Origin of the sequence: Zavarzinia sp. (genome assembly GCF_049306435.1) — a bacterium.
Taxonomy (GTDB): Bacteria; Pseudomonadota; Alphaproteobacteria; order Zavarziniales; family Zavarziniaceae; genus Zavarzinia.
This window is the reverse complement of record NZ_JBAQRT010000310.1, coordinates 1-22,615: the sequence shown is the minus strand read 5'-3', so window position 1 is coordinate 22,615 and position 22,615 is coordinate 1. Positions and strand designations below refer to the sequence as shown.

At 66.8% G+C, this 22,615-nt stretch carries 20 protein-coding genes and 1 tRNA gene; 11 read left to right on the top strand and 10 right to left on the bottom strand.

The window, feature by feature from the left end; translation table 11 throughout:
- Genes WAZ62_RS17215 through otnI form a run of 3 tightly spaced genes read left to right on the top strand, consistent with a single transcriptional unit; the run spans position 1 to position 3,403 of the window.
- On the top strand, positions 1 to 1,035 hold the full coding sequence (locus WAZ62_RS17215) for an ABC transporter permease (protein ID WP_422644766.1): 1,035 nt from the start codon (positions 1 to 3) through the stop codon (positions 1,033 to 1,035).
- Positions 1,032 to 2,633, top strand: coding sequence for an ABC transporter ATP-binding protein (locus tag WAZ62_RS17210; RefSeq protein WP_422644765.1), 1,602 nt, complete (start codon positions 1,032 to 1,034; stop codon positions 2,631 to 2,633). The genes WAZ62_RS17215 and WAZ62_RS17210 overlap by 4 nt, the downstream gene beginning before the upstream one ends.
- Before the next feature lie 5 nt (positions 2,634 to 2,638).
- Positions 2,639 to 3,403, top strand: coding sequence for a 2-oxo-tetronate isomerase (gene otnI, locus WAZ62_RS17205; RefSeq protein WP_422644764.1), 765 nt, complete (start codon positions 2,639 to 2,641; stop codon positions 3,401 to 3,403).
- 295 nt (positions 3,404 to 3,698) lie between these two features.
- Here otnI and WAZ62_RS17200 read toward each other — a convergent pair whose 3' ends face one another.
- Positions 3,699 to 4,568 carry a C40 family peptidase gene (locus tag WAZ62_RS17200; RefSeq protein WP_422644763.1) on the bottom strand — a complete coding sequence of 290 codons (870 nt, stop codon included), beginning with the start codon at positions 4,566 to 4,568 and terminating at the stop codon, positions 3,699 to 3,701.
- Complete coding sequence (locus tag WAZ62_RS17195; RefSeq protein WP_422644762.1) at positions 4,565 to 5,980, bottom strand: leucyl aminopeptidase family protein; 1,416 nt, start codon at positions 5,978 to 5,980, stop codon at positions 4,565 to 4,567. The genes WAZ62_RS17200 and WAZ62_RS17195 overlap by 4 nt, the downstream gene beginning before the upstream one ends.
- Before the next feature lie 87 nt (positions 5,981 to 6,067).
- Between WAZ62_RS17195 and WAZ62_RS17190 the strand changes: the two genes are divergently transcribed.
- Entirely contained in the window at positions 6,068 to 6,718 is a 651-nt protein-coding gene (locus WAZ62_RS17190; RefSeq protein WP_422644761.1) for a glutathione S-transferase family protein, read from the top strand.
- A gap of 20 nt (positions 6,719 to 6,738) precedes the next feature.
- On the opposite strand, the gene WAZ62_RS17185 is transcribed toward WAZ62_RS17190, so the two are convergent.
- Together WAZ62_RS17185 and WAZ62_RS17180 are read right to left on the bottom strand one after the other, a co-directional pair.
- Positions 6,739 to 7,359, bottom strand: coding sequence for a class I SAM-dependent methyltransferase (locus WAZ62_RS17185; protein WP_422644760.1), 621 nt, complete (start codon positions 7,357 to 7,359; stop codon positions 6,739 to 6,741).
- A 5-nt stretch (positions 7,360 to 7,364) separates the two neighbouring features.
- Positions 7,365 to 7,748, bottom strand: a complete 384-nt coding sequence (locus WAZ62_RS17180; RefSeq protein WP_422644759.1) for a DUF2794 domain-containing protein — start codon at positions 7,746 to 7,748, stop codon at positions 7,365 to 7,367.
- A 178-nt stretch (positions 7,749 to 7,926) separates the two neighbouring features.
- Between WAZ62_RS17180 and WAZ62_RS17175 the strand changes: the two genes are divergently transcribed.
- From WAZ62_RS17175 to WAZ62_RS17165, 3 genes are all read left to right on the top strand, one after another.
- Complete coding sequence (locus WAZ62_RS17175; protein ID WP_422644758.1) at positions 7,927 to 9,090, top strand: phosphoserine transaminase; 1,164 nt, start codon at positions 7,927 to 7,929, stop codon at positions 9,088 to 9,090.
- Positions 9,091 to 9,206: 116 nt separating this feature from the next.
- On the top strand, positions 9,207 to 10,787 hold the full coding sequence (gene serA, locus WAZ62_RS17170; RefSeq protein WP_422644757.1) for a phosphoglycerate dehydrogenase: 1,581 nt from the start codon (positions 9,207 to 9,209) through the stop codon (positions 10,785 to 10,787).
- Between the two features lie 202 nt (positions 10,788 to 10,989).
- A complete protein-coding gene (locus tag WAZ62_RS17165; protein ID WP_422644756.1) occupies positions 10,990 to 11,736 on the top strand; it encodes an SDR family oxidoreductase in 747 nt (248 codons plus the stop codon).
- Here the strand turns inward: WAZ62_RS17165 and WAZ62_RS17160 are convergent.
- Positions 11,720 to 12,781, bottom strand: a complete 1,062-nt coding sequence (locus WAZ62_RS17160; RefSeq protein WP_422644775.1) for a glycosyltransferase family 4 protein — start codon at positions 12,779 to 12,781, stop codon at positions 11,720 to 11,722. The two genes, WAZ62_RS17165 and WAZ62_RS17160, sit on opposite strands and share 17 nt — an antisense overlap.
- Before the next feature lie 59 nt (positions 12,782 to 12,840).
- Positions 12,841 to 13,743, bottom strand: a complete 903-nt coding sequence (locus WAZ62_RS17155) for a UDP-2,3-diacylglucosamine diphosphatase (protein WP_422644755.1) — start codon at positions 13,741 to 13,743, stop codon at positions 12,841 to 12,843.
- 175 nt (positions 13,744 to 13,918) lie between these two features.
- Between WAZ62_RS17155 and WAZ62_RS17150 the strand changes: the two genes are divergently transcribed.
- Positions 13,919 to 14,854: a diacylglycerol/lipid kinase family protein gene (locus tag WAZ62_RS17150; RefSeq protein WP_422644754.1), complete on the top strand. Its 936-nt coding sequence runs from the start codon at positions 13,919 to 13,921 to the stop codon at positions 14,852 to 14,854.
- A 280-nt stretch (positions 14,855 to 15,134) separates the two neighbouring features.
- On the opposite strand, the gene WAZ62_RS17145 is transcribed toward WAZ62_RS17150, so the two are convergent.
- The gene (locus tag WAZ62_RS17145; protein WP_422644753.1) at positions 15,135 to 15,638 is read right to left on the bottom strand and encodes a GNAT family N-acetyltransferase; all 504 of its coding nucleotides are present in this window, start codon (positions 15,636 to 15,638) and stop codon (positions 15,135 to 15,137) included.
- Entirely contained in the window at positions 15,635 to 16,603 is a 969-nt protein-coding gene (locus tag WAZ62_RS17140) for an N-formylglutamate amidohydrolase (protein ID WP_422644752.1), read from the bottom strand. Before WAZ62_RS17140 ends, WAZ62_RS17145 begins: the two co-directional genes overlap by 4 nt.
- Positions 16,604 to 16,825: 222 nt before the next feature.
- On the opposite strand from WAZ62_RS17140, the gene WAZ62_RS17135 reads away from it, so the two are divergent.
- Positions 16,826 to 16,900: transfer RNA gene (locus WAZ62_RS17135), tRNA-Val, on the top strand.
- Between the two features lie 94 nt (positions 16,901 to 16,994).
- On the opposite strand, the gene WAZ62_RS17130 is transcribed toward WAZ62_RS17135, so the two are convergent.
- Positions 16,995 to 18,473, bottom strand: coding sequence for a sensor domain-containing diguanylate cyclase (locus WAZ62_RS17130; RefSeq protein ID WP_422644751.1), 1,479 nt, complete (start codon positions 18,471 to 18,473; stop codon positions 16,995 to 16,997).
- 220 nt (positions 18,474 to 18,693) lie between these two features.
- Positions 18,694 to 19,527 carry a DUF3883 domain-containing protein gene (locus WAZ62_RS17125; protein WP_422644750.1) on the bottom strand — a complete coding sequence of 278 codons (834 nt, stop codon included), beginning with the start codon at positions 19,525 to 19,527 and terminating at the stop codon, positions 18,694 to 18,696.
- Positions 19,528 to 19,668: 141 nt separating this feature from the next.
- On the opposite strand from WAZ62_RS17125, the gene WAZ62_RS17120 reads away from it, so the two are divergent.
- Both WAZ62_RS17120 and WAZ62_RS17115 read left to right on the top strand, forming a co-directional pair.
- Positions 19,669 to 20,766, top strand: coding sequence for an Acg family FMN-binding oxidoreductase (locus tag WAZ62_RS17120; protein ID WP_422644749.1), 1,098 nt, complete (start codon positions 19,669 to 19,671; stop codon positions 20,764 to 20,766).
- 250 nt (positions 20,767 to 21,016) lie between these two features.
- Positions 21,017 to 22,249, top strand: a complete 1,233-nt coding sequence (locus WAZ62_RS17115; protein WP_422644748.1) for a tyrosine-type recombinase/integrase — start codon at positions 21,017 to 21,019, stop codon at positions 22,247 to 22,249.
- The last annotated feature ends 366 nt before the right edge of the window (positions 22,250 to 22,615 follow it).

The window sequence follows — 22,615 nt, the reverse complement described above, 5'->3', positions numbered from 1 at the left end:
ATGGCGCGCCTCGCCCTCACGCCCCTGACCCGGCGGCGGCTGAAGCGGTTCCGCGCCAACAGCCGGGGCTTCTGGTCGCTGTGGATCTTCCTCGGCCTGTTCACCCTCAGCCTCTTCGCCGAATTCATCGCCAACGACCGGCCGCTCTATATCGGCATGGAGGGGAAATCCTATTTCCCGACCCTGATCGATTACACCGAGACCGAGCTGGGCGGCGATTTCGAGACCCTCGCCGATTACACCTCGCCCTTCATGCACGAGCTTTTCACCGAGAAGGGCGCGACCGTGATCTGGCCCCTGATCCCCTTCTCGTGGGACACGGTGGTGCGGGAGGTCGCGCCCTATCCGGCGCCGCCCTCCGCCCTCAACTGGCTGGGCACCGACAATGACGGACGGGATATCACGGCGACGCTGATCTACGGCTTTCGCATCTCGGTCGCCTTCGGCCTCGCGCTGACCCTCGCCGCCAGCGTGATCGGCGTCCTCGCCGGCCTGACCCAGGGCTTCCTCGGCGGCCTGACCGATCTCCTGATGCAGCGCTTCATCGAGATCTGGTCGGGGATGCCCGTTCTCTATCTCCTCATCATCCTGTCGGCGGTGATCGAGCCGACCTTCTTCTGGCTGCTCGGCATCATGCTGCTGTTCTCGTGGATGGAGCTGGTCGGCCTCGTCCGGGCCGAGGCGCTGCGGGCGCGCAATTTCGATTACGTGCGGGCGGCGCGGGCGCTCGGCCTCGGCAATATCCGCATCATGCTGCGCCATGTCCTGCCCAACACGCTGGTCGCGACCCTGACCATGCTGCCCTTCGTCATGAACGGCTCGATCTCCACCCTCACCTCGCTCGACTACCTGCGCTTCGGCTTGCAGCAATCGGCGCCCTCCCTCGGCAAGCTGCTGTCCCAGGCCAAGGATCTCGCGGTGCAGGCGCCGTGGATCCCGCTGTCGGCCTTCTTCACCGTCGCGCTGCTGCTGTCCCTCCTCGTCTTCATCGGCGAGGCGACGCGCGATGCCTTCGACCCGAGGCGGGGACCATGACCGCCCCGCTCCTCGTCATCCGCGACCTGGTCGCCCGCTTCGCGACCGAGACCGGCCCCCGGGATGTGGTCAGGGGCGTCAGCCTGTCCGTCGCCGCCGGCGAGATCGTCGCGCTGGTCGGTGAAAGCGGCTCGGGCAAGTCGGTCACCGCCCTCTCGGTCCTGCAACTGCTGGCGAAGGGCCAGGGCAGCAATCCCCAGGGCTCCATCCAGCTCGACGGCCGGGAAATGATCGGCGCCGACGACGAAACCCTGCGCGCCATGCGCGGGGGTGTCGCCGCCATGATCTTCCAGGAGCCGATGACGGCGCTCAATCCGCTGCACCGGATCGGCCGCCAGATCGAGGAAGTGCTGAGCCTGCACACCGATCTCGATGCCGCCGGTCGCCGCGCCCGGGTCGCCGACCTCCTGCGCGAGGTCGGGCTGGAGGCGCTGGCCACCCGGCTGGACGCCTTCCCGCACGAGCTTTCCGGCGGCCAGCGCCAGCGGGTGATGATCGCCATGGCGCTGGCCGGCAATCCGAAACTGCTGATCGCCGACGAGCCGACCACCGCCCTCGACGTCACGGTCGAGGCGAAGATCCTCGACCTGTTGCAGGATCTCGTCCGCAGCCGGGGCCTCGGCCTTTTGCTGATCACCCATAATCTCGCCGTCGTGCGCCGCCACGCCACCCGCGTCGCCGTGATGCACGAGGGGCTGCTGGTCGAGGAAGCCCCGACCGCGACGATCTTCGCCGCGCCCCGGCACCCCTATACCCGCCATCTGATCGAGGCAGAGCCGAAGGGCCGGCCGGCGCCGGTGCCGAACGGCGCGCCCGAAGTATTGTCGGCCGAGAATATCCGCGTCGCCTTCACCCTGAAGCGCGGGCTGTTCGGCGGCACCCTCAGCGAACTCGTCGCCGTCGACGGCGCCAGCCTGTCGGTCCGCCGGGGCGAGACCCTGGCCATCGTCGGCGAAAGCGGCTCGGGCAAATCGACTCTCGGCTTCGCCCTGCTCCGCCTCATCCGCTCCACCGGGCGCATCACCTTCCTGGGCGAGGACCTGCGGCGTCTCTCGGGCGCGGCGCTGCGGGCGAAGCGCAAATCCTTCCAGGTCGTGTTTCAGGACCCTTACGGCAGCCTCAGCCCGCGCATGACCATCGGCGAAGTGGTGGGCGAAGGCCTGGCCGCCCATCATCTGGCCGGCGATGCCGCCACGCGGCGGGTGAAGGTTCAGGCCGCGCTCGCCGATGTCGGCCTCGACCCCGACATGATCGACCGTTTTCCCCATGAATTCTCGGGCGGGCAGCGCCAGCGCGTGGCGATCGCCCGGGCCCTCGCCCTCGATCCCGATCTCGTCGTCCTCGACGAGCCGACCTCCGCCCTCGACCGCTCGATCCAGGGCCAGATCGTCGACCTCCTGCGCGGGCTGCAGGAAAAGCGGGGCTTCGCCTATCTGTTCATCTCCCACGATCTGAAGGTGGTCCGCGCCATGAGCCACCGCATGATCGTGATGCACGCCGGCCGCATCGTCGAAACCGGCACGGTCGACGACGTGGTGGCCGCCCCGCGCGAAGCCTATACGAAGGCGCTGATCGACGCGGCGATGCTGAACCCCTGACGGACATGCCCCGCTTCGCCGCCAACCTCAGCCTGATGTTCACCGAATGGCCCTTCCTCGACCGTTTCGCGGCGGCGGCGGACGCCGGCTTTTCGGCGGTCGAATTCCTGTTCCCCTATGATCATCCGCCGGAGGTCGTCGCCGACCGCCTGAGCGCGAATGGCCTCGAACTCGCGCTGTTCAACCTGCCGCCGGGCGACTGGGCGGCGGGGGAGCGCGGCCTCGCCGCCCTGCCGGATCGCTTCGACGACCTGAAGGCCGGCATCCAACAGGCGATCCCTTATGCCGAAGCCATGGGGGCGAGGCGCCTGCACCTGATGGCCGGCATCGCCGACCGGGGCGCGCCCCCCGCCCGCGAAGCCTATCGCCGCGCCGTCCTTCATGCCGCCGAAACCCTGGCCGACCGGGGGATCGAGCTGATGATCGAGCCGATCAACCGGCGGGACATGCCGGGTTATTTCCTCGACGATTTCGCCTTCGCCGAAGCGCTGATCCGCGACCTCGCCCTGCCCGGCCTGAAGCTCCAGTTCGACATCTATCACCGCCAGATCCTGCAGGGCGACGTGACCATGGCCCTGCGCCGCCTGCTGCCGCTCATCGGCCATGTCCAGGTCGCCAGCGTGCCCTCCCGCCACGAACCGGACGGGGAGGAATTGAACCACCCCTTCCTGTTCGACGAATTGGATCGTCTGGGTTACACCGGCTTCGTCGGCTGCGAGTATGTCCCCCGCGCGGGCACGCTGGCGAGCCTCGGCTGGCTGCGGCGCTGAGATCAGAACCTTCTCGTCGCCCCGGCGAAGGCCGGGGCCTTATGACGAGAAAGGCGCCCTCGCCTGAAAAAGATCCCGGCCTTCGCCGGGATGACGCTTGGGGTGGAAAAATCTTCTCGTCGTCCCGGCGAAGGCCGGGACCTCGCGACGATAGAGGCGCCCTTGCCTGATAGAGATTCCGGCCTGCGCCGGAATGACGAGTGTAGGGTTACGGATACCCTTTCGGGACCCCGTCAGCCGGGCGGGATGCCCCCAATGCTCGGGCGAACGGCCCGATCCGGTTCAATTCCAGGCGTCAGTTCCCAGGGCGCCGGATTGCGCGCAGGGCGGGGGCGCCCGAGGCGAGGCCCCGCTCCTGCCGCACCCGGTCTTCGAGGGCCGCGCGCGGCTCGATGGTCACGGCCATGACCGCCGCCGTCGCATGGACCACGCTGCCGTCCCCCCGGGCGAGGGCGACATGGCCCGGGTAACACAGGATGTCGCCCCGGCGGATGTTACCGTCCGCGACCGGAACACCGAAGGCGGCCTGAAGATCGCTGTCGCGCGGCACGGCGATGCCGGCCCTGGCATAGGCGATCTGGACGAGGCCCGAGCAATCGATGCCTTCCGCCGTCCGCCCGCCCCAGAGATAGGGCGTGCCGAGGAAGCTTTCCGCCGTCGCGACGACGTCGGGCGCCACGGCGTCCAGCGGTGCCCCATGAGCGGCGAAGACGAAGCGGCCGCAGGACAGGCGCAGCCAGCGGCCATCCGCGCTCGCCCCCTCGACCGCGAGGCGGGCGCCCATCGAAAGAGCGATCACCGCCGGCCGCTTCAGGTCGGGCGCGGGGTAGAGATGCGTGCGCGGCACGGCGACGACATGGGTCGCGAGAGGTGCCGCGCCCCGGGTCAGGGCCGCCCGGGGCACGAAGCCCACATAACCATCGGTGCCGAGCTGGCCCCAGAGCCAGCCGTCCTTGCGATCCTCATAGACCGTGAAATCCTCGCCATAGAGGACTTCGGTGTCGAGGCTGGCGGCCGCTTCCGGCCGGGGCCGCAGGGCGGCATGGGGCACGATGACGTGAAACGCCTCGCCGGGGACGAAGCGCGCGGCCTCGACCCGCCCTTCGAGGAAATCGGCGGCGAGGTCGTCCCGTGCCGGGGTCAGCCGGCGGTCGAAACCGCTCATGCGCCGAAACGGTCCGCGATCAGGGCATAGAGGGCGCGGATGGCATAGGCTTCCGCGCCGACGGGACGACCCGGTCCCGGCTTGGGTGCCCAGGCGAAGACGTCGAAATGGACCCAGGACGGGGTCTCGGTCACGAAACGCTTCAGGAACAGGGCCGCGGTCACGGCGCCGGCCATGCCGCCGTCCGAGACGTTGTTCAGATCGGCGACCCGCGAGTCCAGCCATTTGTCATAGGGCGCCCACAGGGGCAGGCGCCAGACGGGATCGCGCTGGTCGAGGCCGGCGTCCGATATCGCCGCCGCCAGTTCGTCGTCGGGCGTGAACATCGCCGGCAGGTCGGGGCCGAGGGCGACGCGCGCCGCCCCGGTCAGGGTCGCCATGTCGATGAGAAGATCGGGCCGGTCCTCGTCCGCCTCGGCGAGGGCGTCGGCCAGGATCAGGCGGCCCTCGGCGTCGGTATCGCCGATCTCGACCGTCAGGCCCTTGCGCGAGGTCAGCACGTCGCCCGGGCGCATGGCATTGCCCGAGACGGCATTTTCCACGGCGGGAATCAGCACGCGCAGGCGCACCGGCAGGCCTGCGTCCATGATCATATGGGCAAGGCCGAGGACATGGGCCGCACCGCCCATGTCCTTCTTCATCAGGGCCATGTAGCTGCCGGTCTTCAGGTTCAGCCCGCCGGTGTCGAAGCAGACGCCCTTGCCGACGAGGGTGATGCGCGGCAGGCCCGCCTCGCCCCAGGTCATGTCGATCAGCCGCGGGCTGCGCTCCGACGCCCGCCCGACGGCATGGACCATGGGATAGCCGGCCTCGATCAGATCGTCGCCGACGATGATGTTGATGCGGGCGTCATGCACCGTCGCGACCCGCAGGGCTGCTTCGGCGAGTTCGGCGGGGCCAAGGTCGGAGGCCGGCGTATTGACCAGATCGCGGATCAGGAACACCGCCTCTGCGGTGCGCCGCACCTGATCGAGGTCGGCACCCACGGGGGGGACGAGAAGGGGCGCCGGCTTGCCGTCGTCGTCCTTGTAGCGGCGGAAGCCATAGCGGCCCATGACCCAGCCCAGCGTCGCCGCCGTCGCCTCGATCGGGCCGAGCGGCGTCGCGATCTCGTAAGTGCCGGGCGGCAGCGCGGCGGACAGGGCGCCGAAGCCATAGGGCTCGCTCTCGAAGGCGCCGCCCATGCCGAACAGCACGAGGCCGAGGCCACCGTCCGCCGCCGGCACCAGAAGATGGCTGCCGGGCTTGCCGTCGAAGCCGGTCGCGCGGGCGAAGCGCAGGGCCGCGGGCGGCACCTTGTCGATCAGGCCGTCGAGCCCGCCCTTGACGATGCAGTGGATGGGCACCGCCTGGTCGCGACTGGCGATCAGGGGCAGCGGCAGGGCGAGTGTTGCGGGAATGATTTCGGACATGGCAGCTTCGTTACGGATGCGCTTGCGGAACGACTCGGGGTCGGGTTGCCTTGCGCCGAGCTTAACCCAGCCTGCGGAGCCTTGCCCATGGCCGTGCACCAAAAGCCTGTCCTCGTCATCGGCGACAAGAATTACTCATCCTGGTCGATGCGGCCGTGGATCGCCATGACCGCCGGCGGCATCGATTTCGAGGAGGTGCACGTCAAGCTGCGCACCGAGGCGACCAAGGCGATCATCCTGCGCCATTCCCCCAGCGGCACGGTGCCGGCGCTGAAACTCGGCGACGTGGTGGTGCCTGAATCGCTGGCGATCTGCGAATGGGCGGCGGAAAACGCCAGGACCGGGCCGTTGCTGCCGGTCGATTCGGTCGCGCGGGCGGTCTGCCGCGCGGCTTCGGCCGAGATGCATTCGGGCTTCGTCACCTTACGCAAGGAATGCCCGATGGACATCCTGGCGCGCGAGACCTGCCACCCGATCTCCGATGCCTGCCGCAGCGACATCGCCCGCATCGAAGCGCTGTGGGAGAACTGCCGGCACCATTTCGGCGCCGGCGGTCCCTATCTGTTCGGCCATTTCACCATCGCCGACGCCATGTTCGCGCCGGTGGTCAGCCGCTTCATCACTTACGGCGTGCATCTTCTGCCCGAGTCGGCGGATTATGTCGCCGCCGCCTCGCACCACCCGGCCTATCAGGCCTGGGTCGCCGGGGCGAAGCTGCAGGTCGAAACCGGAATCTGACCCCGGTCAGCCCCCTCTGGTCAGGCCGGGACCGCCGAGCCCCAGTAATTGAAGGCGGCGATCTTCGGCGTGCCCGGCAGATACATGGTCTCCAGCTTCCGGACGTGGAAGCCCCCGGCCGACAGAAGGTCGGGGATCGGCCGATGCAGGTTGCAACCGCCGAAGCAGCGCTTCCACATCGGATTGACCCGGCCCTGCCAGGTCTTCACGCCATGATCCGGCGCTTCGCCATGTTCGCAGAACAGCAATTCGCCCCCGGGCTTCAGCACCCGGCGCATTCCCTTGAGGGCGGTCACCGGGTCCGGGATGGTGCAGAGACTATAGGTCATCAGCACCGTGTCGACCGAGGCATCGGCGAGCGGAATCCGCTCCCCCGGCAGGCCGATGAATTCGACCGGAAAGCCGAGGCCCTTGGCCCTTTTGCCGGCGATCTTCCAGGATTCTTCCGACGGATCGAGGCCGATCACCTTCTCGACCTTCGCGGCATCGTAATAGGGCAGGTTCAGCCCGGTGCCGATGCCGATTTCGAGCACGGTGCCCCGGGCCAGCGGCACCACCTTGCCGCGCTGATAGCTGATCGGCTTCATGCCGCAGACAAAATTGATGATCCGCGGCACGACGTGCCGCTCGTATAGGCCCATGACGCTCACTCCCCTTCGACGATTTTCAGCAGTTTTCTTTCGAGAACCGCGAGGACATTCGCGAGGTCTGCGCCCCGCTTCATGACCCGTCCCCCCGCTGCGATCACCGCAAAGGCGCCTTGCTTGCGCGCCAGTGCCGGCCTCTTCTCGATCCTGTAGAGCGGCTGTTCCGACGTGCGGCGATGGACAGCGAAAACCGCCACTTCCGCCCCGTCGGCCATGGCGTAGTCGCGCCATTCGCCGGCCGCGACCATGCGGCCATAAAGTCCCAGGATCTGATCGAGTTCGCGCCGTGAAAAGAAGACCCGCTTCGGGGCGGCATGGGGGCTGGCGGCCTGTTCGGCACCGGAGCTGCGTCCCGGAACCATCACGACGACGCCACGTTCCATGCGTTTCCATCCCCTCCTGTCACGGCGGTTTCATCTTGGGCGCGGCATGATGACCCGACAAGCGAAAAGGGCGGAATGGACGAATTCGCCGATTGACTTGGCATCACCCATGGATATGTTCGCCGGCGGGTCACGTCCCCCCACCGGGACGCTGCTTATCTGGAAGGATAAGTCCAAAATGACAAAGCCTACCCTTCGTCCCGCCACGCCCCTGTTCTCCTCGGGCCCCTGCGCCAAGCGCCCCGGCTGGACCACCGCCGCCCTCAATGACGCCCTCGTGGGCCGTTCGCATCGCTCGAAGCCTGGCAAGGCCAAACTTCTGAAAGCGATCGAAGACACCCGCCGCATCCTGAAGGTGCCGGCCGATTACAAGATCGGCATCGTGCCCGCCTCGGATACCGGCGCGGTCGAAATGGCCCTGTGGTCGATGCTCGGTGCCCGCGGCATCGACATGCTGGCCTGGGAGAGCTTCGGCTCCGGCTGGATCAACGACGTCGTCAAGCAGCTGAAGCTGAAGGACGTGCGCAAGATCGAATCCGGTTACGGCGAATTGCCGGACCTGAGCCAGGTCGACAAGACCCGCGACGTGGTCTTCACCTGGAACGGCACCACCTCGGGCGTTCGCGTGCCGAATGCCGACTGGATCGCCGACGACCGCGAAGGCGTCACCATCTGCGACGCGACCTCGGCCGCCTTCGCCATGGACCTGCCCTGGTCCAAGCTCGACGTCACCACCTTCTCCTGGCAGAAGGTCCTCGGCGGCGAAGCGGCCCATGGCATGATCATCCTCTCGCCCCGCGCGGTCGAGCGGCTGACCACCTATTCCCCGCCCTGGCCGATGCCGAAGATCTTCCGCATGACCTCCGGCGGCAAGCTCTCGGACGGTATCTTCAAGGGCGAGACGATCAACACCCCGTCGATGCTCTGCGTCGAGGATTACCTCGATGCCCTCGCCTGGGCCGATTCTGTCGGCGGGCTGGACGGTCTGATCGCCCGCTCCGAGAAGAACCTCGGCCTGCTCGAAGCCTGGGTCGCCAAATCCGCCTGGGCCGGCTTCCTCGCCGAGGACAAGGCCATCCGGTCCTGCACCTCGGTCTGCTTCAAGGTCGTCGACCCCTGGGCCCTCGCCCTCGACGCCGACGGCCAGGCGGCGGTCGCCAAGAAGCTGGCCGACCTTCTCGACAAGGAAGGCGTCGCCTATGACATCGGCGCTTACCGCGATGCCCCTTCGGGCCTGCGCATCTGGGCCGGCGCCACGGTCGAGGCCTCCGACCTCGAAGCCCTGCTGCCCTGGCTCGACTGGGCCTATGCCGAAGTGAAGGCCCAGGTCTCGGCCGCCTGAACAGCGTCGTCGCCCCGGCGAAAGCCGGGGCCCTTCACCCGCGTTTCTTTTCAGATCCCCACGAGATCCCGGCCTTCGCCGGGATGACGCGCGCGGACAAACCTTAAGGTGCCCCCATGCCCAAGGTCCTCATTTCCGACGAACTCAGCCCCGCCGCCGCCCAGATCTTTCGCGATCGCGGCGTTGAAGTGGACGTCAAGACCGGCCTGAAGAAGGACGAGCTGATCGCCATCATCGGTCAGTACGACGGCCTCGCCATCCGCTCCGCCACCAAGGTGACGGCCGATGTGCTGGCCGCCGCGACCAACCTGAAGGTCGTCGGCCGCGCCGGTATCGGCGTCGACAATGTCGACATTCCGGCGGCGACCGCGCGCGGCGTCGTCGTGATGAACACGCCCTTCGGCAATTCGATCACCACGGCGGAACATGCGATCGCCATGATGTTCGCGGTCGCCCGCGACATTCCGGCCGCCAGCGCCTCGACCCATGCCGGCAAGTGGGAAAAGAACCGCTTCATGGGCGTGGAGCTTTACGCCAAGACCCTCGGCCTCATCGGCGCCGGCAACATCGGCTCGATCGTCGCCGACCGGGCGCAAGGGTTGAAGATGCAGGTCATCGCCTATGACCCGTACCTCACCCCCGAGCGCGCGCTCGAGATGGGCGTGACCAAGGTCGAGCTGGACGAGCTGTTCGCCCGCGCCGACTTCATCACCCTGCACACCCCGCTGACCGACGGCACCCGCAACATCATCAACGCGGCCTCGATCGCCAAGATGAAGGACGGCGTGCGCATCATCAATTGCGCCCGCGGCGGCCTGATCGTCGAGGAAGACCTGCTGGCGGCGCTGAATTCCGGCAAGGTCGCCGGTGCCGCCCTCGACGTCTTCGCGGTCGAGCCGGCCAAGGAGAACATCCTGTTCGGCCACGAGAAGGTGGTCTGCACCCCGCATCTCGGCGCCTCGACGACGGAAGCGCAGGAAAACGTCGCCCTGCAGGTGGCCGAGCAGATGTCGGCCTATCTGATCGAAGGCGCCGTCTCCAACGCCCTGAACATGCCTTCGGTCACCGCCGAGGAAGCGCCGCGCCTGCGCCCCTACATGAAGCTGGCGGCCCAGCTCGGCGCCTTCGCCGGCAAGCTGTCGGCCGAGGTCGGCATCCGCAAGGTGACGATCGAATATGAAGGCGCCGCCGCGAAGCTGAACACCCGTCCACTGACCGCGATCGCGCTGCAGGGCCTGCTCGGCCCCCTGATGCCGTCGGTGAACATGGTGAACGCGCCCGTGATCGCCAAGGAGCGCAACATCGCCGTCGCCGACACCAAGCTGGAAGCCCCCAGCAACTATCAGACCCTGATGCGCATCACGGTCGAGATGGACGGCAAGACCCGTTCGGTCGCCGGCACCCTGTTCGCCGACGCCCATCCGCGCATCGTCTCGATCAAGGGCATCACGGTCGAAGCCGAGCTGACCCCGCACATGCTCTATGTCACCAACGAGGACAAGCCGGGCTTCATCGGCGCTCTCGGCTCGATCCTCGGCGAGGCCGGCCTCAACATCGCGACCTTCAACCTCGGCCGCCGCACCGCGGGCGAGGAGGCGATCTGCCTCGTCGCCGTCGACGAAGCGATCCCCCAGGCCGTGGTCGACAAGGTCCGCGCCCTGCCCCACGTGAAGCAGGCCCAGGCCCTCGATTTCTGATCGGGGCCGAACAGCCGGATGTTTCCAGCACCCTCCCGCCCCGGCGGGAGGGTGTTTTGCCGTCTGCCCCCCTGCTCGCGCCCAACCTCCGCGTATCATGGCAGAAACAGGTCGAAACCGGCCAAAGGGGCTTTCCATGCGGCCCGGCAGGCCGGACTCTCGGCAGTCCCCTCGTCGAGGACGAAACGAAAGGATCACCCGCTTGACCAAGACTGTCGTGATCACGGGCGCGGGCTCCGGCATCGGCCGGGCGACCGCGCTGGCCTTCGCCGCCAGGGCAAATCCCGTCGTCCTCGCCGGGCGACGGGCCGAGCCGCTGGAGGAGACAAGGGCCCTGCTGCCGGACCCGGCCCTTGGCCTCGTCGTGCCGACCGATGTCACCGACGAGGCGGCGGTGGCGCGATTGTTCGAGGCGGCGGTCGATACCTTCGGGCGGGTCGATGTCCTGTTCAACAATGCCGGCATCTTCGGCGCGGGCGGCAGTGTCGATCTGGTCGATGTCGCGGCCTGGCGGGCGCTGGTCGAGGTCAATCTGACCGGCTCGTTCCTTTGCGCCGCCGAAGCCTTCCGGGTCATGAAGGCGCAAGCCCCGCAGGGTGGGCGGATCATCAACAATGGCTCGATCTCGGCCCATCACCCGAGGCCTTTCTCGGCCGCCTATACGGCGACCAAACACGCGATCACCGGCCTGACCAAATCGATCTCGCTCGATGGCAGGCCCTTCGGCATCACCTGCGGCCAGATCGATATCGGCAATGCCGCGACCGGCATGACCGGCCAGATGGCGGTGGGAATGCCTCAGGCCGATGGCAGCATCAAGCCCGAGTCCCGGATGGATGTCGCCCGCGCGGCCGAGGCAGTGGTGTTCATGGCCTGTCAGCCGGCCGAAGCCGATATTTCCTTCCTGACCATCGCGGCGACCACCATGCCCTTCATCGGCCGGGGTTAGGCCCCCGTGTCGGGATCGTCACCGGCAGGCCGGGTGGCGGCCAGTCCTGGCGGAAGGGCGCGACGTTATAGGCGAATTGCGCCGCCGTCGCCGACCAGGTGAAACCGAGGGCATGGCGCCGGCAGGCGGCGGGATCGAGGTCGAGGGCTTTCCGGCAGGCGGCCGCCAGATCCTCGTCCATCGCCCCCGTCTCGGGCGAGAGCACGTCGAGCGGGCCGGCCACCGGATAGGCGGCGACCGGCAGGCCGCAGGCCATGGCTTCCAGCATGACGAGGCCGAAGGTATCGGTCCGGCTGGGGAAGACGAAGACATCGCCCGCCCGGAAATGGGCGACCAGATCGTCGCCGTGCCGGGCGCCGGCGAAATGGACATTCGGGTAGAGCGCCTTCAGCCGGGCCATTTCCGGCCCGTCGCCGACCACCAGTTTCGAGCCCGGCAGGTCCAGTTTCAGGAAGGCATCGATATTCTTCTCGACCGCCAGCCGGCCGACATAGCTGAAGACCGGTCGCGGCAGGTGGGACAGCAGGTCGCGCGGCCCGGGCGTGAAGCGGTCGAGATCGACGCCGCGCGACCAGGCGCGCAGATTGCCGAAACCGCGCGCCGACAGTTCGTCATGCAGCGAGCGCGTCGCCACCATCAGCCCGCGCGACGGCGCATGGAAGCGCCGGACGAAGCGATAGGTCAGCGCCAGCGGCACGCCGAAACGCGCCTTCACATATTCGGGGAAGCGGGTGTGATAGGCGGTGGTGAACGGCAGGCCCTGGCGCAGGCACAGGCGCCGCGCCGCCCAGCCCAACGGTCCTTCGGTCGCGATATGGATGGCATCGGGGGCGAAACCGGCGAAGATGCGCGCCATGCGCCGCCGGGGCGCCAGTGCCAGGCGGATTTCGGGATAGGTCGGCATCGGCACGCTGCGGAACTGGTCCGGCGTCACGAAGCCGACGACATGGCCGAGCAGGGCCAACTCCCGCGCCACCGTGTCGAGGGTGCGCACGACGCCGTTCACCTGGGGATACCAGGCATCGGTGACGATCAGGATGCGCAGGGGATGTTCGGTCGACGGCACGCTGGCCGTTACCGGCAGGGTCTGGGCGGCGCGGATCATCAGGCGGGAACGGTCGCGACTTGGCGGCTGCGCTTGCGAACCTGGCGCGTTTCATATTCCCGCGCCCAGTTCAGGATTTCCATGCGGCCATCGGCATGTTCGACGAGGGCGGTGCAGCTTTCGACCCAGTCGCCATCGTTGCAATAGGTGATGCCGTCGATATCGCGGATCTCGGCATGGTGGATGTGGCCGCAGATCACGCCATCGACACGATGGCGACGGGCTTCCTCCGCCACCGCGTCCTCGAAGCTCGAGATGTAATCGACGGCATTCTTCACCTTGTGTTTCAGATAGGCGGAGAGCGACCAGTAGGAATAGCCGAGACGCCGGCGCAGGACATTGAACCAGGTGTTCAGCGTCAGCACGATGTTATAGGCCCGGTCGCCGAGATGAGCGAGCCAGCGGGCATATTTCACCACGCCGTCGAAGGCATCGCCGTGCAGCACGAGAAAGCGGCGGCCATCGGCCCCGGTGTGGATCGCTTCCATCAGCACGGCGACGCCGCCGAAATGCAGATCGACGTAATCCCGCGCCGCCTCGTCGTGATTGCCGGGGATATAGGTCACCTTCGTGCCCTTGCGCGCCTTGCGCAGCACCTTCTGGATCACGTCGTTGTGGCTCTGGGTCCAGAACCACGAGCGGCGCAGACGCCAGCCGTCGATGATGTCGCCGACGAGATAGAGCTGGTCCGACTCCGTGTGTTTCAGGAAGTCGAGCAGGATGTCGGCCTGGCAACCCCGCGTGCCGAGATGAATGTCGGAAATGAAGATGCTGCGGAAGCGGCGCTTGTCCTTCGGCGATTCGATCGCATCGTCATCGTCGCCCGCCCCCTGATCGGCGGCCGATCCCGAAATCCCCGCGCCCATGGCGGCGAGCGTGTCGAGATCATGGCGTCGGGCCAATGTTGGCGACAGCCGTGTCAACAAAGCCGAACCCTTCCGTCACAAAGATGTAATCACAAGACATCACGCAACTTATAGCACGAACAATGACGGCAATATAATGTCGTCATCGAAAAACAATATAGTGTGACCGGCAATACTCATAAAATGACGGTTCATTGACCAATAAGTCGAAATGATGACAATAACTGATCTGGAGCGGCCGCGACATCTGGCGATCATCTACAATCCGGTGGCGGGCCGGCGCCGGGGCCGGCGATTTCATGCCGCGCTGGCGGCCCTGCGGGGCACCGGGATCGAGGTCGCGCTGCATGAGACCGAGGCGCCGGGCCATGCCACCACCCTGGCCCGGCGGCTGGCCGACCGGGTGGGGACCGTCGAGGCCATCGTCGCCGCCGGGGGCGACGGCACCATCAATGAAGTGGTGAACGGCCTCGCGGGCACGGCCATGCCCCTTGGCATCATTCCCCTGGGCACGGCCAATGTCCTTGCGCTGGAACTCGGCCTGCCGCGCGGGCCCGGTGCGGTCGCGGCCGTGCTGGCCGCCGGGAGAACGCGGCCCATCGGCCTTGGCCTTGCCCGTTCGGCCTCCGGGGAGCGCCATTTCGTCGTCATGGCGGGTGTCGGTTACGATGCCCATGTCGTCGCCGGGGTGTCGACCCGGTGGAAGCGGCGGCTGGGCAAGCTGGCCTATGTCGGCGAGATGCTCCGGCAACTGGGCCGTTTTCACTTCACGCCTTACCGCCTGAGTTTCGATGGCGGCGCGGCGGTCGAGGCCGCTTCCGCCATCATCGCCAACGGCCGCCATTACGGCGGCGGCTTCGTCTGCGCGCCGGCGGCGGATCTCGGCAATGGCCGGCTGGACGCCTGCCTGTTCGGGGACGGCGGACCTTTGGCGGCGGTGAAATACGGCTTTGCCCTTGGCCTCGATCTCGTGCCCCGGCTGGCTTCGGTGGCACAACGCCCGCTGACGTGGGTGACGATCGACGGTCCGTCTGGCGATCCGCTGCAGGGCGACGGCGACATCATCGCGCGCCTGCCGGCGGAAGTCCTGCTGTCACCACACCGAATCTCCGTCCTGGCGCCGTCGGCCGGCCCCGCCGAGTCGTGACCAAGGCTGGCCCGCCGGAATCGGCGATTCGGAGATTTCCTTTCGAGGATCCCCATGCCTTTGAAATTTTATTGTTCCGTCAGGGGGTTGAGCCCTAACGAACAATTTTTTCAAGAACGGGGCTTGGCAAGAGTGCAGTGCAATGTCATATTGTGCATCGCGGCATCAGCTTGCTGGTGTCGCTGCCCTTCCTGGGCGTTTCCTCCCTAAACTTGGGCCGCGTTTCGACGCGGCCCCTTTTTTTGCCCGCGCCCCGGCCCGCCGGGTCAGAGGGAGAGCTTCAGAGGGAGAGCTGCATCAGCACGCTGTCGAGCCAGCGGCCCTTCTTGAGGCCGACGTGGCGCAGCACGCCTTGCGGGGAAAAGCCCAGGGCGCGGTGCAGGGCGATGGAACCCGCGTTGTCGCTGTCGCCGATGACCGCGATCATCTGGCGAAAGCCCCTCGCCCGGGCTTCCTCGATCAGACCGGCCAGCAGGGCCCGGCCGACACCCCGCCCCACCGCCGCCGGCAGGACATAGACCGAATCCTCCACCGTGTGGCGATAGGCCGAGCGTGGCCGATAAGGCCCGGCATAGGCATAGCCAAGGATGCGGCCGTCATCGGCCTCGGCCACCAGATAGGGAAAGCCGGCGCCGCTGATCGCCTCGAAGCGCTGGGTCATTTCGGCGGGATCCGGCGGCCTTTCCTCGAAGGAGCCGAAGCCGTGTTCCACATGGTGGGCATAGATCGCGGCGATCGCGCCGACATCGCCGGCCACCGCGGGACGCAGGGCGAAACGGGTCATGATTCAGGCGACAACGCGGCCCCCGGGAGGGTGGCAAGGGCGCCCACCAGGGCCTCGAGATCCTGCCGCACCTTGGCGAAGCCGGCATTCGGCTCCAGCCGGACCTCGTCCATGTAGAGCGCCCGGTTGATTTCGATCTGCAGGGCGTGGCGGCCGCGCCGGGGCCGGCCGTAATGATGGGTGATATAGCCGCCGGCATAAGGATCATTGCGCCCGACCCGATAGCCCCGGTCGCGCAGCAGGCCCTCCGCCGCCTCGATGACGAGCGGGGCGCAGCTCATGCCGAAACGGTCGCCCAGCACGATATCCGGGCGGCCGCGACCATTGTCGCGCTCGCCGGGGCCGGCCATCGAGGGCATGGAATGACAGTCCAGCAGCACGACCCTGCCGTGGCGAAGTTCAGCCTCGCCGAGCGCCATGGTCAGCGCGAGATGATAGGGCCGATAGCAGGTGGCGATTCGCGCCTCGGCTTCGGCGAAGGGCAGTTTCTCGCGATAGATCTCGGCGCCATCGGCCACCACCCGGGCAATGGTGCCGAGCCCGCCCAGCACCCGCAGCGACCGCGTGTTGGCGAAGGACGGCAGACTGTCGGCGAACATGGCCGGATCGAGTTCATAGGGCTCGCGATTGGGATCGACATAGGCGCGCGGAAACAGCGCCCGCACCAGCGTCGCGCCCAGCTGCGGCGCCGCCGCGAAGAGCTGGTCGACGAAACAATCCTCGGACCGGCGCAGGGACACCGGGTCCAGCCGCGACTGGCGCAGGAAATCGGCGGGATAAAGCGCCCCCGAATGAGGCGAGCTGAGCACCAGCGGCCGCCGGGCGATGCCCTCCGGCGGCTCCAGCACCCCGACGGCGCCCGTCGCCCCATCCGGCCCGCGCCCATCCGACCCGCGCTCCTCCCGCCGCCGGGACTCGGCACGGGCGGCATCGGCGAGGCTGGAGACGATGGGGACAATGGACACGGGCGGTCATCTCGCTGGATTCAGAAGCTGAACATACAGAATGTCGTTTTCCGGCGGCAAGGTGAAGGGCCGAGAAGCCGATCATCCCCCGACTTTTCCCATCACCCGCGCGCCGCCCGCCATGGGGATGAAAAAGACTGTTGCATAAGCCCGACCAATCCCTTAAATACGCGGCTCCCGGCCCAAGGCACCTACCCACAGCCCCGGCCGCCGGCATGGTTCGGACGCGTAGCTCAGTGGGAGAGCACTACGTTGACATCGTAGGGGTCGCTGGTTCAATCCCAGCCGCGTCCACCATCCATCGCCTCCTCCCGATCATCGATCCACGCCTTCTCCCGCGCGGTCTTCGCCACGAGGCCTGAAATCGTCGGCACGTTTACCTCTCCGCCCCTCACCGGGGCGGCGGGACGGCGTCCCGGGCCGAGGTTTCCGAAAGCGCGGCGTAGAAATCGCGCTTGGCCGCGTACATGGCGAAATCGGCGCGCCGGACGACATCCTCGAGCCGCTCGCCCGGCGCGCTGGTCGCCGCCCCGAGCGACAGGCTGAGGTGCAATCCCGGATAGAACTGGTTGTTGAGTTCGGTCATGCGATGGATTTCCTCCATCAGGATATCGCCGCCATGGCCATCGACACCCGGCATCAGCACGACGAATTCATCACCGCCGATACGGGCCGCGCAGGACGGCTTTTCGACCGCCTTGCCGAGAATCTCGCCGGCCCGGCGCAGCAGGGCATCGCCAACCGCGTGCCCCCACTGGTCGTTGGCCGCCTTCAGGCCGTTGAGGTCGGCCACGATGATCGTGATCGGGCGCAGCGTGTTGCGCTCGATCCGGTTGAGTTCGTCGACATAGAACGAGCGATTGTGCAGCTTGGTCAGCACGTCATGGGTGCCGAGGAATTCGAGGTAGGTCTCGGCCTTCTTGCGCGCGGTGATATCGGTCAGCGCCACCTGGACCAGCGACCAGTCCTTTTCGTGGCCGGGCAGGACCGAGAACTGCATCAGCACATGGACCGCGCTGCCGTTCAGCGCGTAATTCACCACCTCGCGCTGCTGGAAGAGTTTCCCGTGCCAGAGGTCGATCAGCTGTTCGCGGAATGATCGCTCCATGTCGTCACGGAAGACCTCCCCGAGGCGGCGCATGAGCGTCGGTCGGTCGGGCGCCAGGAACATGTCGAGCGTCTGACGATTCACGTCGAGCACGCGGATCTCGCTCATGCAGCGCTGGACGAAATCCGGATGCACGTCGGTGAAGACGCGGAAATCCTCGATGCCCCGCTCGCGGATCTCGTCGAGGAGCCGCTTGATCGAGCTGAAATCCTCCACCCAGAGCGACACCGGCGAATGTTCGAACAGGCCGCGGGCATAATTCTCGCTGCTCGCCAGTTCCTGCCGCGCGACCTCGCGCTCGGTCACGTCCTCGATGGCGATCAGCACCCGATCCAGGCTCCGCTCGCTGCCGGGCAGCACCCGGCCGGTCATCTGGATGTCGATCCGCCGGCCCGACAGGCTGTAATTGACGGAATGGCTGAAGAATTCAGTCCGGCCGCTCCACAGCGCCGTCAATTCCTCGACATGGCGGTCGAGCATGTCATCGCGGAAGACCTGGCCGAGATTGGCGACGAGTTCGTCAAAATCGGTCGCCCCGAACAGTTGCAGCGTGCGCCGATTGACCTTGAGCACCCGGATGCGCCCGGCGCAGGCCTTGATCCGCGCAGGGTCGGCCCGCAGAAAGCCCGGCAGATCGGTCACGCCGGCGGCGCGCCACTCCTCGAAAAGCCGCGCGACGCCGCCGAAGTCTTCCAGCCACAGCGAAACCGGCGCGAGATCGAACATCTCGGCATCGTCTCCTCCGGGGACAGCAGGGCTCATGGTCGGCTTCCGATCGTCAGGCTCAGTCGCGGCGCGGGCGGAAGGCTGGTGGGCAGGATCAATCATACCGCTGGCGCCAGGGTTACAACCGTGGCCGGCGGCGACTCCGGCCCGCGCGCCGACATGTCCCACGTTAACACCCGGACAGACGCTCGAACAACGCATGACGCGCGCCCCCGGCCGGCCCCGAGAGGCGCGGACGACGACGGAACGGGCGGGCTCAATGGAGATTCGCCTGATAGCCTGTCGCGATCAGGGTTACATGAGCATCGAGCGGCGGGCGCAGCTCGAATGCCCTCGGCTCGCGCGAGAAATTCCATAGCCGCAACAGACACCACTCGCGCCGCCTCGCCTCGGCGACCGCCAGCTCGTTCCGCGTGATGTGAAACGGCGTTCGATCCCAACCATTGGTGGTTTTCACCTCGATCAGGCGGGGCTGTCCGTCCGGCTCGAAACTGGCGATATCGTAACCGGCACCATCGCCATCCTCGTCAGAAACCCAGCGGACATGCCGCGCGAGATCCGCGCGGCCGGCGCTGGCAAGCACAGCGCGCTCGCGCGAGACGATGAATTCCTCACCGGCACGGCCAAGCGCCCGGTTGCGGGCATCGCGCCCGGCGACGTCGAAGCGGCCGGCGATTTCCAGCATCCTGCCCAGTTCATCCGGCGGGGGCCGGTTTCCGGCGGTCGGCGGCGGACCGATCCACAGGCTCGCGGCGTCCTGAAGCCCCTGGGCGGCGCCCGGTGCCGACGCGCGGCTGGTCCATGCCGGATGCAGCCCCAACCAGCGCATGACGGCATCGACCAGGGACATCTGGAAATTGGCCGCCGGCTTGTACCCCTCGATCCAGCTCTCCCCGAGTCCTTTCAGGACGGCGCTGATATTCTGATGCTTGAATTCGATCGATGTCCGCGATCGCCCGATCCGCGTCTGGAGGTCCCGACGATGTTCCGCCTTGTTGTAGGGACGATGGCCAAGCTCGTCGGCCAGCATCGCGAAATAATCCGCGACGATCAGATCGTTCTCCGTATCGCTCCAGGGGCCGCTCGACATGGCGCCAGGTTAGGGGGGATCCACGTGGAAGTCACCGCCGACCGTCAGCGGCGGGAGATAGAAAAGTGGTCCAGGTTCTGTGCATGGTTCACGAGAACTGCCGCAATTGGGCGCTGATGTGTCCACCGCCAGGAGATGCCCATGAACAGAAGACAATTGCTCACCGGCACGGCGACCGCGGCCGCGCTTGGCGGTGGCGCGGCCTATCTCACGCTGGCCGGCATGGGATCATCGTCCGACTATGCGGCCGGAATCGCCCCCTTGCGGGCCCCGCTGGCGGAGAGGCCATCCACCCGCGATCTCATTCGCCACGCCACGCTGGCGGCCAATGGCCACAACACGCAGCCCTGGCGGTTTCGCGTCGGCGACAAAAGGATCGCCATCCAGCCCGATTTCTCGAGGCGGACGCCGGTCGTCGATCCCGACGATCACCATGTCTTCGTCAGCCTGGGCTGCGCCGCCGAAAATTTGTCGCTGGCCTCCGCCGCGCGGGGCGCGCCCGGTATCATCGGCTTCGATCCGCTCGACCAGGGCTCGGTCACCTTCGACTTCGCGCAAGGTCCGGCGATCCCGTCCGTACTGTTCGACGCCATCACCGAACGGCAGTCGACCCGCGCCGAATACGACGGCCGCATGGTCGCCCCGGCCGATCTCGACGCGCTCGCCCGGGCGGCGGCCGTGCCCGGCGTCGATCTGGTTCTGCTGACGGATCGCGACCGGATCGATCAGTTGCGCGACCTGGTCCTGGCGGGCAACAGCGCTCAGATGGCCGACCCGGCCTTTGTCCGCGAACTGAAATCCTGGCTGCGCTTCAACCCTCGCCAGGCCCTGCGAAGCGGCGATGGCCTCTACAGCGTGGCGAGCGGCAATCCCCCGCTGCCCGACTGGCTGGGGCCACAGGCTTTCGACTGGTTCTCGACGGCGCGGGCGCAGAATGACACCTATGCCCGCCAGATCAGCTCTTCCGCCGGGATCGCGGTCTTCGTCGGGGCCGGGGAAGACGCCGCGCATTGGGTGGCGGTCGGGCAGGCCTGTCAGCGTTTCGCGCTGCAGGCGACCGCCCTGGGATTGAAACACGCCTTCATCAACCAGCCGGTCGAGGTTGCCCGCCTCCGCCCCGAACTGGCGGCGCTGATCGGCCTGCCCGGCCGACGGCCCGACATCGTGATGCGATTCGGCCATGGCCCGACGCTGGCCTATTCGCCCCGCCGGCCGGTCGATGCCGTCCTCGCGACATGAGGGCGCCGCGGGCGTGACACCGGACAGGTCCCAGCGCGCCTTGGTGGAGGTGTCGGAGCGCGGCCATGGAATGGGCGATGATGGCGGAGGGGATGTCCGCCATTGTTGCGTTTCAGCGCATTCCGACCGATCCCCCGCCATCCCCACACTTCATTGAAAAACCTCATTAATCCACGCTAGGATGTTTCAGACGGTTTCACGGCAGATCGAGCAATCTCGGTTTGCTGGTGGGGTAGCTGGTGGGGTAGAGATGGCACGGCAGATCGGAAAATTGACAACGCGAGGGATTACAGCCCTTGGCCCCGGCAGGCATTCGGATGGCGGGGGATTGTTCCTGCAGGTGACGCCAACGGGCGCGCGGTCATGGACGTTCCTCTTTCGATTTGGCGGAAAGCGGAAGGAAATGGGGCTCGGCCCGGTCCATGCCGTCGGGCTTGCCGATGCCCGCCGGCTGGCCGGGGAGGCGCGGGCCATCATTGCGGGCGGCGCCGATCCCCTGGCCGCGCGCCGCGCCGAGGAAAACAAGACGAAAGAAAAGCCAACCTTCGGGGAATTCGCGGACCAGTTAATTGAGCAAATAGAAGGCGGGTTCAGAAACGATAAGCATAAAGCCCAATGGAAAATGACCTTAGGGCCAGCCTATTGCCGGTCGATCAGAAGCAAGAAAATCGACGAGATCGACACGGCGGATGTTCTGCGAATTCTCAAGCCGATCTGGCTGAAGAAGGCCGAAACAGCATCGAGACTGCGGGGGCGAATTGAACGGGTGCTGGACGCGGCGGCGGCGCAGGGATTGAGGGGGAGCGACAATCCGGCGCGATGGAAAGGCGGGCTTCAACCTTTGCTCCCCGCCCGCTCAAAGATTGGCCGGAGCCATCATGCAGCGATGCCCTTCGCCGAACTCCCGACCCTGGTCGCTCGGCTCCGAAGCACGGGCGGGATTTCGGCCCACGCCTTGGAGTTTACCATTCTGACCGCCGCACGATCAGGCGAAGTCTTGGGGGCGCGGTGGGACGAAATCGACATGGACGCCGCGATTTGGACCGTCCCCGCGTCGAGAATGAAGGCCGGGAAAAGCCACCGCGTGGCGATGCCTGATAGGGCGCTGGAAATCTTGAGCGAAATGGCCCTGTTGCGCCCCGCCGGGGATGATCAAGGGCAGGTATTCGTGTTCCCTGGCAGGAAGGCGGGCAAAGGACTTTCAGTCATGGCTCTGACGATGGCTTTGCGCCGCTTGGACCTTGGAAGTTACACGGTGCACGGCTTCCGTTCGGCGTTTAGGGATTGGGCCGGGGAAATTACCCATTACCCCCGCGAGATCGCAGAATCTGCCTTGGCCCATGCGGTTGGGAATCAAGTGGAACTCGCATACCGGCGCGGCGACGCGCTGGAAAAACGGCGGTCAATGATGCAGGACTGGGCCGATTTCTGCGGGGGAAGACACGCCGGGGGTAACGTCATTCCACTGCCCAGGAAGGGATGAAGCGGGGCCGATTAGGACTTCTAGGGCCTGATTGACAAGGGCAGCGAATCGCGCTCACCTGACTGTACGAGGTGCGGACTGATCGAAGCGGGGCCGAGATCAGATAAACACCGAACCGGCGGGGCCGGCGGCTGTGATGAACGACACAGGCGCCCGCAATCCGACCGGAGGGGCGCCCATATAGAGGCCCCCAGCATGAACTCCAGCACCCACAAACCTCTTTTGGTCAATATCCGTGCGGGATCGTGCCCCATTACGTGGTGTAGAAGCCGCGTCTTGGATGCAGAGTTGAGTTCTGCGATCAGCCGACCAGTGCTGGCAGGCTGACGTCGGCAGCATCGCTCAAGGGAGCGATGGTTTCCAGGC

Bases quoted from the DNA above. Each gene is read 5' to 3' on its own strand.
- WAZ62_RS17120 (WP_422644749.1), top strand. From the start codon at position 19,669: ATGAACAGAAGACAATTGCTCACCGGCACGGCGACCGCGGCCGCGCTT.
- WAZ62_RS17210 (WP_422644765.1), top strand. From the start codon at position 1,032: ATGACCGCCCCGCTCCTCGTCATCCGCGACCTGGTCGCCCGCTTCGCG.
- WAZ62_RS17125 (WP_422644750.1), bottom strand. From the start codon at position 19,527: ATGTCGAGCGGCCCCTGGAGCGATACGGAGAACGATCTGATCGTCGCG.
- WAZ62_RS17190 (WP_422644761.1), top strand. From the start codon at position 6,068: ATGGCCGTGCACCAAAAGCCTGTCCTCGTCATCGGCGACAAGAATTAC.
- WAZ62_RS17115 (WP_422644748.1), top strand. From the start codon at position 21,017: ATGGCACGGCAGATCGGAAAATTGACAACGCGAGGGATTACAGCCCTT.
- WAZ62_RS17175 (WP_422644758.1), top strand. From the start codon at position 7,927: ATGACAAAGCCTACCCTTCGTCCCGCCACGCCCCTGTTCTCCTCGGGC.
- WAZ62_RS17215 (WP_422644766.1), top strand. From the start codon at position 1: ATGGCGCGCCTCGCCCTCACGCCCCTGACCCGGCGGCGGCTGAAGCGG.
- otnI (WP_422644764.1), top strand. From the start codon at position 2,639: ATGCCCCGCTTCGCCGCCAACCTCAGCCTGATGTTCACCGAATGGCCC.
- WAZ62_RS17130 (WP_422644751.1), bottom strand. From the start codon at position 18,473: ATGAGCCCTGCTGTCCCCGGAGGAGACGATGCCGAGATGTTCGATCTC.
- WAZ62_RS17145 (WP_422644753.1), bottom strand. From the start codon at position 15,638: ATGACCCGTTTCGCCCTGCGTCCCGCGGTGGCCGGCGATGTCGGCGCG.
- WAZ62_RS17195 (WP_422644762.1), bottom strand. From the start codon at position 5,980: ATGTCCGAAATCATTCCCGCAACACTCGCCCTGCCGCTGCCCCTGATC.
- WAZ62_RS17185 (WP_422644760.1), bottom strand. From the start codon at position 7,359: ATGGGCCTATACGAGCGGCACGTCGTGCCGCGGATCATCAATTTTGTC.
- WAZ62_RS17200 (WP_422644763.1), bottom strand. From the start codon at position 4,568: ATGAGCGGTTTCGACCGCCGGCTGACCCCGGCACGGGACGACCTCGCC.
- WAZ62_RS17150 (WP_422644754.1), top strand. From the start codon at position 13,919: ATGATGACAATAACTGATCTGGAGCGGCCGCGACATCTGGCGATCATC.
- WAZ62_RS17180 (WP_422644759.1), bottom strand. From the start codon at position 7,748: ATGGAACGTGGCGTCGTCGTGATGGTTCCGGGACGCAGCTCCGGTGCC.
- serA (WP_422644757.1), top strand. From the start codon at position 9,207: ATGCCCAAGGTCCTCATTTCCGACGAACTCAGCCCCGCCGCCGCCCAG.